Annotated in this window: 14 protein-coding genes and 2 pseudogenes; 8 read left to right on the top strand and 8 right to left on the bottom strand. The window is 41.1% G+C overall.

Annotated features, from left to right (window positions below):
• Window positions 1-78: 78 nt before the first annotated feature.
• Window positions 79-1,440 carry a helix-turn-helix domain-containing protein gene (locus tag WN50_RS02915; protein ID WP_046279282.1) on the bottom strand — a complete coding sequence of 454 codons (1,362 nt, stop codon included), beginning with the start codon at window positions 1,438-1,440 and terminating at the stop codon, window positions 79-81.
• 374 nt (window positions 1,441-1,814) lie between these two features.
• Here WN50_RS02915 and WN50_RS37320 point away from each other — a divergent pair.
• The 4 genes and pseudogenes from WN50_RS37320 to WN50_RS37045 form a co-directional block, all read left to right on the top strand.
• Window positions 1,815-2,334, top strand: a pseudogene (locus WN50_RS37320) (calcium-binding protein); the annotation flags it as partial.
• Between the two features lie 2,197 nt (window positions 2,335-4,531).
• Window positions 4,532-4,798, top strand: coding sequence for a hypothetical protein (locus WN50_RS02925; RefSeq protein WP_046279283.1), 267 nt, complete (start codon window positions 4,532-4,534; stop codon window positions 4,796-4,798).
• Window positions 4,798-5,226 (top strand): type II toxin-antitoxin system VapC family toxin, encoded by a 429-nt coding sequence (locus WN50_RS02930; protein ID WP_046279284.1) that lies wholly within the window; start codon window positions 4,798-4,800, stop codon window positions 5,224-5,226. The genes WN50_RS02925 and WN50_RS02930 overlap by 1 nt, the downstream gene beginning before the upstream one ends.
• 9 nt (window positions 5,227-5,235) lie before the next feature.
• Window positions 5,236-5,313: pseudogene (locus tag WN50_RS37045) on the top strand (type II toxin-antitoxin system VapC family toxin); the annotation flags it as partial.
• Window positions 5,314-5,434: 121 nt separating this feature from the next.
• Here the strand turns inward: WN50_RS37045 and WN50_RS02935 are convergent.
• Window positions 5,435-5,848, bottom strand: a complete 414-nt coding sequence (locus WN50_RS02935; protein WP_046279285.1) for a type II toxin-antitoxin system VapC family toxin — start codon at window positions 5,846-5,848, stop codon at window positions 5,435-5,437.
• A 602-nt stretch (window positions 5,849-6,450) separates the two neighbouring features.
• Between WN50_RS02935 and WN50_RS02945 the strand changes: the two genes are divergently transcribed.
• Window positions 6,451-7,605, top strand: coding sequence for a DNA cytosine methyltransferase (locus WN50_RS02945; protein ID WP_046279287.1), 1,155 nt, complete (start codon window positions 6,451-6,453; stop codon window positions 7,603-7,605).
• On the opposite strand, the gene WN50_RS35110 is transcribed toward WN50_RS02945, so the two are convergent.
• The 4 genes from WN50_RS35110 to WN50_RS02955 all read right to left on the bottom strand — a co-directional run bounded on the left by WN50_RS35110 (window position 7,595) and on the right by WN50_RS02955 (window position 9,061).
• The gene (locus WN50_RS35110) at window positions 7,595-7,768 is read right to left on the bottom strand and encodes a hypothetical protein (protein ID WP_200906200.1); all 174 of its coding nucleotides are present in this window, start codon (window positions 7,766-7,768) and stop codon (window positions 7,595-7,597) included. The two genes, WN50_RS02945 and WN50_RS35110, sit on opposite strands and share 11 nt — an antisense overlap.
• Before the next feature lie 137 nt (window positions 7,769-7,905).
• The gene (locus WN50_RS02950) at window positions 7,906-8,613 is read right to left on the bottom strand and encodes a Uma2 family endonuclease (RefSeq protein WP_046279288.1); all 708 of its coding nucleotides are present in this window, start codon (window positions 8,611-8,613) and stop codon (window positions 7,906-7,908) included.
• Between the two features lie 121 nt (window positions 8,614-8,734).
• Window positions 8,735-8,866, bottom strand: coding sequence for a hypothetical protein (locus WN50_RS37325; RefSeq protein ID WP_281062628.1), 132 nt, complete (start codon window positions 8,864-8,866; stop codon window positions 8,735-8,737).
• A gap of 3 nt (window positions 8,867-8,869) precedes the next feature.
• Window positions 8,870-9,061, bottom strand: a complete 192-nt coding sequence (locus WN50_RS02955; protein WP_046279289.1) for a hypothetical protein — start codon at window positions 9,059-9,061, stop codon at window positions 8,870-8,872.
• Window positions 9,062-9,204: 143 nt separating this feature from the next.
• Here WN50_RS02955 and miaB point away from each other — a divergent pair, with 143 nt between their 5' ends.
• From miaB to WN50_RS02970, 3 genes are all read left to right on the top strand, one after another.
• Entirely contained in the window at window positions 9,205-10,563 is a 1,359-nt protein-coding gene (gene miaB, locus WN50_RS02960; protein WP_046279290.1) for a tRNA (N6-isopentenyl adenosine(37)-C2)-methylthiotransferase MiaB, read from the top strand.
• Window positions 10,560-11,093, top strand: coding sequence for a hypothetical protein (locus tag WN50_RS02965; RefSeq protein ID WP_046279291.1), 534 nt, complete (start codon window positions 10,560-10,562; stop codon window positions 11,091-11,093). Before miaB ends, WN50_RS02965 begins: the two co-directional genes overlap by 4 nt.
• A gap of 138 nt (window positions 11,094-11,231) precedes the next feature.
• Window positions 11,232-11,942, top strand: coding sequence for a glycosyltransferase family 25 protein (locus WN50_RS02970; protein ID WP_046279292.1), 711 nt, complete (start codon window positions 11,232-11,234; stop codon window positions 11,940-11,942).
• Window positions 11,943-12,132: 190 nt separating this feature from the next.
• Here the strand turns inward: WN50_RS02970 and WN50_RS02975 are convergent, their stop codons facing one another.
• Both WN50_RS02975 and WN50_RS35770 read right to left on the bottom strand, forming a co-directional pair.
• Window positions 12,133-13,380, bottom strand: a complete 1,248-nt coding sequence (locus WN50_RS02975; RefSeq protein WP_046279293.1) for a PQQ-dependent sugar dehydrogenase — start codon at window positions 13,378-13,380, stop codon at window positions 12,133-12,135.
• Window positions 13,381-13,438: 58 nt separating this feature from the next.
• Window positions 13,439-13,657 (bottom strand): transposase family protein (locus WN50_RS35770; protein WP_483425967.1); only part of this gene is annotated, 219 nt, incomplete at its 5' end.

Raw genomic sequence — 13,657 nt, forward strand, 5'->3', positions numbered from 1 at the left:
GATCAAGGGGGGATCTAAGGGGGGATCAAGGGGGGATCATCAAAAGTTGCATGATTAGAAAGAAATGGTATTGGAAGCTTAAAGACTCAAGTTCTTGACGTATTGTTTAATAACGGGTTGTAGGGTTAAAGCCGGAGATTTTGTCAGTAAATTCCGTTTACTCAGGGATTGTATCGCCTTCAAAAAATCTTCATCCGGTAAAAGTTCAGGGGGTTTATGGTTGATTTCTGGGGGGTTTTCTTGCTGTGCTAACCACCGGAGCAGAATTTTTTCAGATTCACAGAGGCGTTGATAATGTTGTTTTAGGATAGGTTCTAAATCTCCTAGATATAAAGTAGAATAGGAGAGGAATTGTTGAACACTACCATTAAATAAATCCAGGATAGCAGTCGCAATTATATTTAACCATAAAGGGTTGCCATTGTAAAGTTCTATCAGCCGTGACCATTGATTTTTGTCTTTGAGTTTTCTGGCGGTGAGGAGTTGGCTGGCTGATTTCCCTAAGCCGGTAATTTGTAAAGTTTTGCAGTAGATATTTTCAGCTTCTAGAGTCGCAATTTCTAATGGTTTTTCCCAACTGAGGAGAAGTAGACAACTGTTGTGGTTTAATTGTCCAATTTCGTTGAGTAGTTGACCATAGTTTTGATATTCTGGGCGGTAATGTCCGATAAATTCTCCTGGAGTTAAGGTTTCCTGGAAGTCGTCAAGAATGATAAGACAACGGTGGTTTCTCAGATAGTCTAAGATGGAACTACGGGAGTTGAAGTAGTTGATCATCGAGGGGTTTTTCAGGGGTGAAGGTGCTGCTAGAAATTCGATGATGTTGCTTTGTAGGGCGTTGAGGCTGGGAAATTTGCGATGACTACGCCATAAAATGCGAACAAAGTTGTCTTTTATTTGTTCAACCAGTTGTCTAGCTAGGGCGGTTTTTCCGATACCGGATAATCCTGTGAGGATGACAATGCGGCTCTTTTCTTCTAATATCCACTGTTTGAGTATCGCCAGTGAGTCAGTGCAGTTGTAGAGGGGATGATCGTATTCTGGCGCTTGGCTGAGATCGTGGTGGGGTTCTGTGTTATTGGGGGTTGAGGGCGATCGGTTTTTGGGCTTTTTTGAGGGATTGTGTGGGTCGTCACAGACATTTATATTATTACCAATATGCACGGCGTCATTATAAAAAGAAAATACCCCATTTTCAACAAGCGATCGCACATTCTTTTTTTTAACATCTTCTCCCAACAAATCCGACAGAAGTTTCCAGAATTCCGATGCGGATTTTTTCACATGATCGCCGCTACAGTGGTATTTCTCAGCGATCTCCTTATATGCTTTACCATCCCATGCCCCCTCCAAAATAGCCCGTTGCAGTGAGTCCAGATGCTTCCCCGTTCTAGCAAAAATCAACTCATCCGTCCACCGCAAGGCTTCTTGAATTTCCATAGCTTTTAAATTCAGTTGTAGTTGGGTCTACTTTAACTGCCAATTATCCCACATTATCCCCCTTTTAACCACAAAATCCCACCTTTTCCCCTTTTTGTACTTTTAACCCCTTAATAAATCCCCCCTAAATCCCACTTTTATGGGCTTGCCAAACTGAGAATAAGTTAAGAAAATAATAGACATGGGGAAATAAAATTACGCAGGAATTAATTAGGATTAAATTTTTTGAAGTTTACCTATAAATTAGAATGAAAACTTACTCCGCTTCAGGCGAACGCGGGTCTGAGTTCAGTGAAGAAAAATAGTTAACACGCCATTATCTATCCAGTCTTTCGACTGTTGTAAATTCTTTAAACCCTCAAGGAAATACCATTATGCTTTCTGACATTATCACCGAAAACGGGTTGGACTTGGGTATAGCTACCACTGGGAACGACTCTATTATCATGTCTCAGCTTCCCCCAGAGCAACTTGCCTATTTCAGCGCTTCACCTTTTCCAGATGCGATCGCACTTTTGGAGGGAGACGATAATGTACTCAACGACAATACTGGACGTATTTTCTACGGAAACCAAGGCAGTGACACCATTATTGGCGGGGGTGGAAATGATACCCTCTTTGGCGGTCAAGATAATGATTTCCTAGAAGCTACTGGTGGTAATAATATTTTATTTGGTAATTTCGGAAATGATACTTTAATTGGAGGTCCGGGAAACGATAGTCTGTATGGCGGCGCGGGTAATGATGTGATTATTGGAGGTCTTGGAAATAGTATTATCTCTGGTGATAAAGGATTAGACACCTTAACTGGTGGCGGTGGTGCTAACCAGTTTATCCTACCATCATCGGGGGCTGACCAGGATGTGATTACTGATTTCCAACCCGGTATCGATAAGATGCGTCTCCCTAATGGGATTTCATTTAACAACTTGCAAATTTTGAGTGACGGGTCATCTGTATCGACTCGAATTGAATGGAATGGCGAAACTTTAGTAATTCTCGAAAATGTATCGCCATCTTCTATTACCAATAATGACTTCATTGAAACCGGAGAAGTATCCGAACTACCCACAACCCAGCCGCCCATTGAGATTGAACCGCCAACTCCAATTCCCCTGCCAGATATTCCCAGTTTTTTGAATTTCCCGCTCCTAGCTACTTCACCAACCGTCAATACCCAGAGTAATGCGTTGTCGGCCGAGTTATCAAATAGCAGTCAAGCTTTACCAGATGTCAACGAAGTTTTAACTACCGGATTCAATAATGCGATCGCACAACTTCAAGATATTTTAGTCGCTCCGGGTTTTGACAGCAAGATTGTGACGGCTTTCGGAGAATCAGCCGATGTAGAAGCCGCACGCTCTTTGATTCAACAGTTATCCAACGGTCAATCTCTGCCAACGTTTAAAATTATCTCAATCGATGAAATTGCCGGAAACTTGGGAGCATTTGATAAACTGACGAACACCGTTTATATTTCCCAAGATTTTTTGAGTCAAAACGCCAATAGTCCAGAAAATATTGCCAACGTTCTTTTGGAAGAAATCGGTCATTCTATAGATTCTCAGATTAATCCTGTAGATGCTCCCGGAGATGAAGGTGCAATTTTCTCTCAACTGGTGCGCGACAATCAGTTGAGCGATGAGGAACTTAAGATACTTAAACTAAAAAATGATCATTTAACAGTTAACATTGATGGGGTTGATGTTATTCTAGAATTAGCACATCGCGATCTTGTTGTACAATTTGATTCTCAAACAGATAATTCTGTTATGTACAATGGCTCTAATTCTGAATTAGCAACATGGAATACTGGTATTTCGCTATCTATGAATGACAAAGATCCAGTTCCCGGTGAGATTATTCAGTTTGAGTTAACTATAGATACGAAAAATATTAAACCTTGGTGGGGAAGTCGATGGCCTTATACAGCATTTGGCTATGCTTCTGACTATGGGAATAAGACCACTGAAGCTACTCCACTTCATTCTTGGTTTGGAGTCAGAAACGGTGACTGGGTAAATCCTCAAAATTGGACTCTAGAAGTCATGGATCGACTTGGCAGTTCGACGACTGTAGTTGATGGAGGAAATATTTCTGTGGGATTATCAGTAGGAACAGATAACTTAGAAGGTAACTTGGGAGGAGGAATTAATTTCAAATCTAACGAGCCGAACAAAAAACCTTTTGATATAATGAATTATGGAAGTTACGGCGAATGGGATTGGTTGGCTTTGAGAAATCTGTTGACACCCAATAATGATCATGGCAAATTTTTTGAGACCAGTATTATTAAATTAAGAGGAGAAGTGAAAGCTGAATCAGTTTTTGTAAATGAAGATTGGCTACAAATATATTTCACCACTGTGCCAATCTATAGTTTTACAGGAGGTAATCTTATTGAAGATCTTATTGAAGAAGATAATATAGAGTCTGATGAATATTATGATCGGCAAGCAATGCAGGCTCATGTGTACGCACCTTTTCCAGACAGAGGTCCGGTCGCGGTCGTAGATATAAGTCTATAGCCAATCTCTCAATAGTTTAGTAGGTTGGGTTGAGGCAACGAAACCCAACACCACCATCTCTGATTAATATTGGGTTTCACTCGGCACTAACTAAAAATTGGAATAAAAATGAAAGCCATGATTTCTTTAAAATCTTGTGGATTGGCTATAGCAACGGCTATTATTGCTATTGCTAGTTCAGTTCAAGCTCAAAGTTCAGGAGCTTAGTAGGTTGGGTTGAGGCAACGAAACCCAAAACCACCATTTCTAACTCTTGTTGGGTTTCACTCCCGTTCAACCCAACCTACAAAGTTGAGAGCGATCGCTGTTTTGAAATTCCCCCTCAAACTCAATGCGATCGCGTTACTTCCATCCGATCGCCTGAGACTTTGAAACCCAGTTTCTCTGAGAGTTTCAATCGTCCTAACCTAGATATTAATTGAAGTCTTTTTAGATACATCCTTTGCGATCGCCCTATCTTCTATTACAGACCAACATCATATTATAGCCCTTGCATTAGCGACTCAACTATGAGTTGGCGTAAATCAGGTATAATTGACATTAATCAGAAATCGGAGGGATTCATGCTGAATATAGAACTAGATCAAGAAACGGAAGCGTGTTTAGTGGAAATTTTGGCAAGGGAAAAAACGACCAGCGATGAATTGATTAAACGCTTGGTTAAAGAACGCTGGTTGAGTTTACAACCACGCAAAACTATTGTCGAAAGACGTGGGGGACATCCCGAACATCTGTTAGAAGATGCGCCACCTGGTTTATCAGAACGGGTCAATCGAAAAAAGGCGATCGCTGATTATTTGGAGAAAAAGCATTCTCAACATCATTCGTAATGACTTATTATCCGGTAATTATTGTAGATAGTGGAATTTTAGTGGCTTACTACAGTGTCAAAGATCGCTATCATCAACAGGTACGAGTCTTCTTTGAAAGATGTACAAGTAATCTAGTCACTACTGTTAGTTGTGCTACTGAGGTTATGTGGCTACTTAGTCAAGATTGGCGTACACAAAATGAGTTTCTTCGTGATCTTGCTACAGAACTTTATGAATGTATCCAATTGATTCCTGAAGATTTTTCGCGGATTGCTCAACTGAATCAGCAGTATGCAGATTTGCCCGGAGATTTTGCTGATTTATCTCTAATTACTATTTCTGAACGGCTGAATATTCCGGCTATTGCTACTTTGGATAGTGATTTTGATATTTATAAACGTTATCGAAAGCAATCTTTTGAACGGGCATTTATACCTGAGAACTGAAGCTATTTGCACATCGCTAATGCCCAAATTAAAGGAAAACTAGCAGAAATTAGTCTTGATTTTGGCTATGTGTTGCCTGTTATCTAAGAGCGATCGCGAAGCGTTGCGGATGCTATATCGCCTGAGACTCAGAAACCTAGTTTCTCTGAGAGTTTCTAGATCCTCACTAAGATTGAAATAGAAACCCCTCGGCAAAGTCTTTTTGCTTTTATCCTGGGATAACTTCAAAAGCATCTTGATCATATAATCGATAAATATAAAAATCACTGTCTAATCTAAAGATCCGCTTCATTTTTTGACTTTCCGCCACAGCCACCAGAGAAGCATCTGCTAAATCCATAGGCAGATCTTGATATTTTTCCATCAAAACTTTCATCCGTTGACATTCTGCTTCATTAATGGCGTGAAGATACAAGGCTTTTCTATTGATAAACTCCCATAGGATAGCCTGTGCTGACCAACCTCGCAATTCTGATAAAAAATACATAGCCTCAGTAAAACAAGGCCATGTTGTTAAGAGAGAACCTGTTAGTGTTTTGTAAGTTTGAACACATTTAACATGGGCTTCTCCCTGACCTCTATCAATCAGAGCAATGAGAGGCCCAGTGTCAACTAAAATCATGGTCGTCGCAGTCCTTGTTTAGATAATTTGGTGGCAATCTGTTCGCCAAAATCAGTTGACTGAAACTGATGATGAGGTTCAACTTGACTATCAATTGCACCAATTAAATCTGCGATTTTTTCTGATAAAAGTTCTGCTTCGGGCTGGCACTGATCAAGTTGAGATAAAATCCAGTTTTCCGGGGTTAAACCTTGTTTTTCGGCAACTTCTAAGAGAGCTTGGTAAGTTTTTTCAGATAGGATGATGGTATGTTATGACATGATTTTACTCAGTGAGCTTGATACTATTTTAACCCCAATCAATGTTAATGTCAGTTATTTATAATAAATCATATTACGGCGATCGCGCAAATTCTCCAATGGTTGTAGCATAGATGTATAAATCGGGTTTTGTGCGGGAAATTTTGTATTTTCATCAAGATTTCCCTAGAAACCCGCTTTGAAATAAAAACCCGGTTTCTTTGAGAAACCGGGTTTTTGAGTGTTTCTCAGAGGAACCGAATTTTTGAGTAGTTTTTGAGTGTTTCGCAGAAGTTACCAAACTTTTGAGTAATCAGATAATATTATTATGGAAATACATGAGTTTATCTTTGATTTTTTGAAATGACTAAAACGTTTATTGACTTATTTTCAGGTGCGGGGGGAATGTCCTGCGGTTTAGAACAAGCGGGGTTTGAATGTGTGTTAGGAATTGACCAAGATAAAGCCTCCTTAGAAACCTTTCAAGCCAATCATCATCACGCTAATATTATCTGCGGAGATTTGCGAGAAATTAGCCTTGAAGACATTAACGAAAAAATTGATAATCAAACCATTGATTTAATTTGTGGTGGGCCTCCCTGTCAGGGTTTTTCAACTATTGGGGCGAACGATAACCGCGACAAACGCAATTTTTTATTCTTTGAATTCCTGAGAATTGTTACGGCTTTAAAACCCGATTATTTAATCATGGAAAATGTGACGGGCTTACTATCTCGAAACAATGAACCCACCCTTTCATTAATTCTGAATTCTTTTGCGGAGTTAGGATATACAATAGAAGTCAGAGTTTTAGCCGCTCATCATTATGGCGTACCTCAAGCCAGAAGACGAACAATCTTTCTCGGAAATAGGTTTGGGGTTCCAAATCTTTATCCCGAAAAACAGTTTAAAGATTCTCCCAAAGATAGCGAAAATTTACCCGCAGCTAGAACCGTTGGTTGGGCGTTTGAGAACTTATTAGCCTGTCAAAATACAACGTTTAACCATGATATTGAAACTGCACAAATTACCAACGAACTCGAAAGAAAACGAATTCATCATATCCCAGAAGGACAAGGAATTCGCTATCAAAAAGATGAACTCGCCTATCTTCCCCGTGAACTGTGGTTTAATATTGATTGGGAGAGTTTACCCGAACAACGGTTTCGAGAAACCAAGTTAAAACGATTGGATAGAAACGCTGTTTCTAATACCATTAATACCAGTCGTACAACATATTATCATCCCACAGAAGATCGCTATTTAACTGCTAGAGAAGCAGCAGCCATTCAGTCTTTTCCGCCCAACTTTATTTTTAAAGGCAGTTTAACTCAACAATGGCGACAAATTGGTAATGCAGTTCCGCCTCTATTAGCTAAAGCCATCGGAGAAGGAATTTTAAGCTTAGATAAACAAAAACATCAACTCGAAAAAACGAATTCTACTCAAGATATTTCCGAAATTCGAGCCAAAGCATTTGCCTATCGAAACGCGCCTCAGTTTCCCCTTACAAATTAAGATCTGTTTTATTCGGACGCCGCCTCATTCCTTTGGAAATAATCGCCAAGAATACTCCCGTCAAAATCGATAATTCCCAATGAGTCTGAACCGTTGTCAATGTTAGCGAACCCAGAATCAGTAAACCAATGGGTGTATATCGAATCCATTTCATTTTAGACATATCCCTACCCTTTGTCGTAAAAATTTTTATCACATCAATGTCATTCTGACAACTTTGAATTATACAAGATTGTCAAATGATTCCTACTTAGCTTTTTTTGATATTGAGTTTATCGCAAAATCTACGAGTTATACAACTCAGAGTGTATCGGGATCAATATTCAATTCCCGCAGTTTTGCGGCTAATTTTTCCTTTTGTTGGCGTTCTATCTCGAGTTGCTGTTGTGCGGCTTTGGACGATTCTTCAGGAGTGGGAACTAACTCACCTTCGGGAGTAAAAAACCTCAATTTATGTTCATGTATTCCTAAAAATAGTTGTAATTGTTGACTCCAAAGCTGTCCTCTTTCGTTAGGTTGGAGTTCTTGATATTCTCCATCAACCAGATGAAATCCTTGAAACTCTAACGTATTCGGTGAAAACCAAAAATAATCGGGTGTTCGGAAGATATCTTGATAAATATTTTTTTTCGTTGTGCGATCAACATTTGCAGTTGAAGGGGATAATAATTCAATAATAACATTGGGATATTTTCCGCCTTCTTCCCAGACAACCCAACTTTTACGGGGTTTGCGTGAGGTGTTTAATACTACGAAGAAATCAGGCCCCCTAAAGTCTTGAGTTTTCTGTTGTTCTGGGCTATAATAAATAGTAAGATTTCCAAAAGCATAAAAATCTTGACGGTCTTGCCAGAGATACTCCAGCATTTGAATCAGTAGCAAAATTTGTCGCAAATGCAGTTCACTTTCCAAGGGTGGCTCCTGACTTTCTAAATCTCCCGAGGGGTATTCAATGTCTTCAAATTTAGGTTCAGTTTGAAGTGTTTCTAGATCTTGAGCAATAGTCATTATCTTCTCCTGAATCTTACTTTTAGTATAACTCATCTTGGGTTAGGAATTGAATTTAGAGTATATCTGGATCAATATTCAATTCCCGTAATTTAGCGGCTAACTTTTCCTTTTGTTGGCGTTAAAGTTCAAGTTGTTGTTCTACGGCTTCTCGTTGTTTTTTTTCAATTTTAGCTGATTCTTCGGGAGTTGGAACTAATTCACCTTCGGGGGTAAAAACCTTGTTTCCTCCTGATTTTTTAGATTGTATCATTCATTAACCTTCAACATCAGGGAAGCGTTGATTGATTTTATTATAACGCGATCGCCTCATTCCTTTAGAAAGAATTGCCAAGAATAGTCCCGTCAAAATCGAAAATTCCCAATGGGTGTAAACCGTTGTCAAGGTCAGTGAACCCAAAATCAATAAACCAATGGCTGTATATCGAATCCATTTCATTTTAGACATATCCCTACCCTTTGTATTAAAAATTTTTATCATCTCAATCCCCATTTAGGCTCCTTTGAATTATAATATAAACACTAAACTCATCAATCGGTAGCAAAATACATCCTATTGTTTGCGAGGCGAATCTCAGAATTTAACATCAAATGACTACAACTCCCCGTCGCTATCACATCACAACCTTCGGCTGTCAAATGAACAAAGCCGACTCGGAACGCATGGCTGGAATTTTAGAAGAAATGGGGTTACTGTTTACTGAAGACCCCAACGAAGCTGATGTCGTTCTTTATAATACTTGCACCATTCGGGATAACGCCGAACACAAAGTTTATTCTTATTTGGGAAGACAAGCCAAACGCAAACACACTGAACCGAATTTAACGTTAATTGTCGCTGGATGTGTCGCACAACAAGAGGGCGAAAGCTTACTCAGACGGGTTCCTGAACTTGATTTAGTCATGGGGCCACAACACGCAAACCGTCTGCAAGAATTATTAGAACAGGTCGATAATGGCAATCAAATTGTCGCCACTGAACCCATTCATATTGTCGAAGATATCACAAAACCTCGTCGAGATAGTGATGTTAGCGCTTGGGTAAATGTGATTTATGGCTGCAATGAGCGCTGTACCTATTGTGTGGTTCCCAATGTACGCGGAATTGAACAGTCACGCACTCCTGAAGCCATTCGTAGCGAGATGGAAGAATTAGGGCGCTTAGGCTATAAAGAAGTCACCTTATTAGGGCAGAATATTGATGCTTATGGGCGAGATTTACCCGGTTCTACCCCTGAAGGACGACACAAACATACGCTAACAGATTTATTGTATTTTGTTCACGATGTACCCGGAATTGAACGCCTGCGGTTTGCAACAAGTCATCCCCGTTATTTTACCGAACGTTTGATTAAAGCTTGTGCGGAACTGCCGAAAGTTTGCGAACATTTTCACATCCCGTTTCAGTCCGGCGATAACCCAATTTTGAAGGCAATGTCACGGGGATATACTCACGAAAAATATCGTCGCATTATTAACACGATTCGTCAATATATGCCCGATGCGTCCATTAGTGCCGATGCCATTGTTGGGTTTCCAGGCGAAACCGAAGAACAGTTTGAAAATACCTTAAAGTTGGTAGATGATATCGGATTTGATTTGGTGAATACGGCGGCTTATTCCCCACGCCCCGGAACCCCGGCTGCATTGTGGGAAAATCAGATTTCAGAAGACATCAAAGCGGATCGTTTACAACGATTAAATCATTTAGTCGGGGTGAAAGCAGCAGAGCGATCGCAACGCTATTTCGGACGGTTTGAAGAAGTCTTAGTCGAAGGGGAAAACCCCAGAGATCCGTCTCAGGTGATGGGGCGTACACGGGGAAACCGTTTAACTTTCTTTACCGGAAATCTCGCGGAATTGAGGGGTAAAGTTGTGAAGATAAAAGTAACCGAAGTGCGGCCTTTTAGCCTCACAGGAGAAGCCGTTGAGTTATGTGTAAGCCGATGATTACTAACATTATTAAAGCAAATCCTGGCACCGTTCGCAAGTTAAGCGCGTTGTTAATTTTAGGTGTAATTTGGATGGGGACGGTGGCTTGTGAAAGTACATCTTTAGCCTTTAAACAAAATCCCACCAAAACCCCTGTTGTGGCTCAAAATGCCGAGCCAAATTTACCTAAACCCCTGGAAAATGGCGATTATCGTCGTTCACCCCAGATCACTTGGGAAGCGGTTAATGCTGACTCGAATGGGTTAAATTGTCACGGTCTTGATCTCAGCTACGAAGAACTCATCGATCCGCGAAATTCGGTCAAATTTGATATTCAAAACTGGCCGATTGTCGGCAAATTAAAGCAAGGACAAGACTTTGAAATCAACCTCGGCCCTGCTGGATTTGGGGTTGTTTATGATACCCAACAAAACCCTTGGATTTATGTAGAAAATCTCGCCGGAGAAAACGGTCCAAGTCATTGTTTTGTGCGGGCGAATAGTCGTTTTGTTAAACCGATTTCAGTGAAAGCGTTTAATCAAGGTTAAAAGTTGCTCAAAATAGAAACCTCACCCCCGTCCCCTCTCCTAGCAAGAGAGGGTTATTTGTTGAAATCGCGTTTTTACCCAATTCTCTATACTTTAGAATATAATTCTAACATACTTTCTAGAACAAGGATTTAGGCGATGAAACTCATCGAATATTGTCCACGAGCTTACGTGATCAATCTGCCCGAAAGAACGGATCGACGCCGGATGATTATCCGAGAATTAGAAAAACCAGACAGTCCCCTCTCTCCCGATCAGGTGGAATTTTTTCCGGGGATTCGTCCCGACGATCCGGGAGAGTTTAAAAACATAGGAATTAAAGGATGTTTTTTGAGTCATTTAGCCATCCTAAAAAAAGCCAAAGAAGACAACTTACCCAATATTTTGATTCTGGAAGACGATCTCTGCTTTTCCCGAGAGTTAAAACCTCACCAAGACGCACTGATCGATCAGTTATCCCAAAGTAATTGGGGATTAGTTTATTTTGGGCATCGATTAAAATTGGAGGCGACGGATACCGTCAAACTGATTCCTTATTCTGGCCCCATCGAAACGACTCATTTTTATGGAGTAAATGCAGTAATATTTGACTCACTAATTGAGTTTTTAGAAGGATTACTTCAACGACCAGCCGGACATCCTGACGGCGGTCCAATGTTTATCGACGGAGCGCTTTCAACCTTTCGACGGAAAAACCCAGATGTTCTCACCTGGGTTGCTTCTCCCACTTTAGGAATGCAGCAGAGTTCCCGCAGCGATCTAACCACAAATCGCTTAGATAGTATCACTTTTCTCAGGCCTTTTATGGGGTTCTTGAGAACGATTAAAAAGCAATTAGCTAGCAAGTAACTTGTCTATAGCAATCCTAAATCATTCGTGAGCGATCTTCTGTGTCATTGCTGAACCCCGTGAATAATCAACAGCATTGAAGTGTTCACAAATCAAATAAGACTGCTATATCTAATCCTCTGTTGATCTCAGGGTGTATTTATTCAGAAGTTTTGACTTCATTTAGGGGAAGATATTCGTCAGGGTGTATTTATCCCGAAACGGGTTCAATCCGAATCAGTTGCCCGTCTGGTTCATCAGTGAGAATATATAATAGTCCGTCTGGCCCTTGTTTAACATCTCGAACTCGTTGACCCATATCAATGGCTTGCTGACTGACCACATTTCCCGACTCATCCACCTGAATACGGCGAACATCTTGGGAAACTAAACCTCCTGCAAATAAGTTACCTTTCCAGGATGGAAAGCGATCGCCCCTATAAACCGTCAAACCCGAAGGCGCTTTTGCGGGAGTCCAGACGACTTTTGGATCAATCATCCCTGGACGAGATCGTTCTTGAGTAATTTCTCCTCCACTGTATTCGCCGCTATGCGTCACAACAGGCCAGCCGAAGTTTTCACCCGCTTTGACTAAATTCAGTTCATCACCGCCACGCGCCCCATGTTCGGTTGACCAAACTCGCCCCGTTTCGGAGTCAAAAGCGAGTCCCTGAATATTGCGATGTCCATAACTCCAGATCACCGGATCAGCATTTTCACTATTCACAAAGGGATTATCTTGGGGTGGGGAACCATCATCATTCAGTCGGATAATTTTACCGAGATGACTGCTGAGGTTTTGGGCTTGTTCACGGATCAGATCGCCCTCAAGTTCAACGGGTGGGTTGCCGCCATCGCCAATCGCCACCAACATGGTATTATCCGGTAGCCAAGTAATACGAGAACCAAAGTGTTGTCCATCGGGTTTGGTTTGGGAAACCTCGAAAATCACCTGTAAATTCTGTAACGCTTCACCGTCAAAGGTTGCACGGGCGATACGGGTACGGTTGGCATCTCGGGTGCCGTGAGAATAAGTCAGATAAATCAAACGATTTTCCGCAAAGCGAGGATGCAGAGAAACATCCAATAAGCCGCCCTGTTTGAAGGTGAACACTTCAGGAACCCCGGAGATCGGTGTTGGGTCAAGGGTGCCATTGCGAACAATTCGTAGGCGTCCAGGCCGTTCGGTAATCAGTTGATCGCCATTGGGCAACCAAGCCATACTCCAAGGGTGTTCTAAGCCTTCAATGACAGTTACTTTTTGAAAGTCTTGGGATGCGATCGCCACATCATCAGTCGTTTCTGTTGAGTCTGTCGAAGAGGATGTCTCTATGGCTTGACTTGGGGTTTGAGTCGAGGTTGAGGTATCCGATGAGGTTGGCGTGAAGGAACAACTCGTCAAAAAGAGTGCAACTGCCATTCCTGCGCCTTTTTTCAGGGGGTTAAGAGAAATATTCATCTGCCATTCAACCCTAACACTCGCTACAGTTAACAATTTTAAGAAAAAACCGTACAAACTAAACTGTAGAAAACAATTGTTTAGTTCTTCTTACTGGATTGACCAGTAATGGCTGTACGGCACAACTCACTATTTCCTCGACGGTGAACGCCTCTGGAAAATACTTTCTAATGATCTGGAGGCTCCCATTTATATCGGCATTGATGACTTTACCGCAACTTGACTTGAACAGACCTCGCTTAACTCGCTTGCCTTTATAGGCTTGTTGCTTGCAAGG

Source organism: Limnoraphis robusta CS-951 (assembly GCF_000972705.2).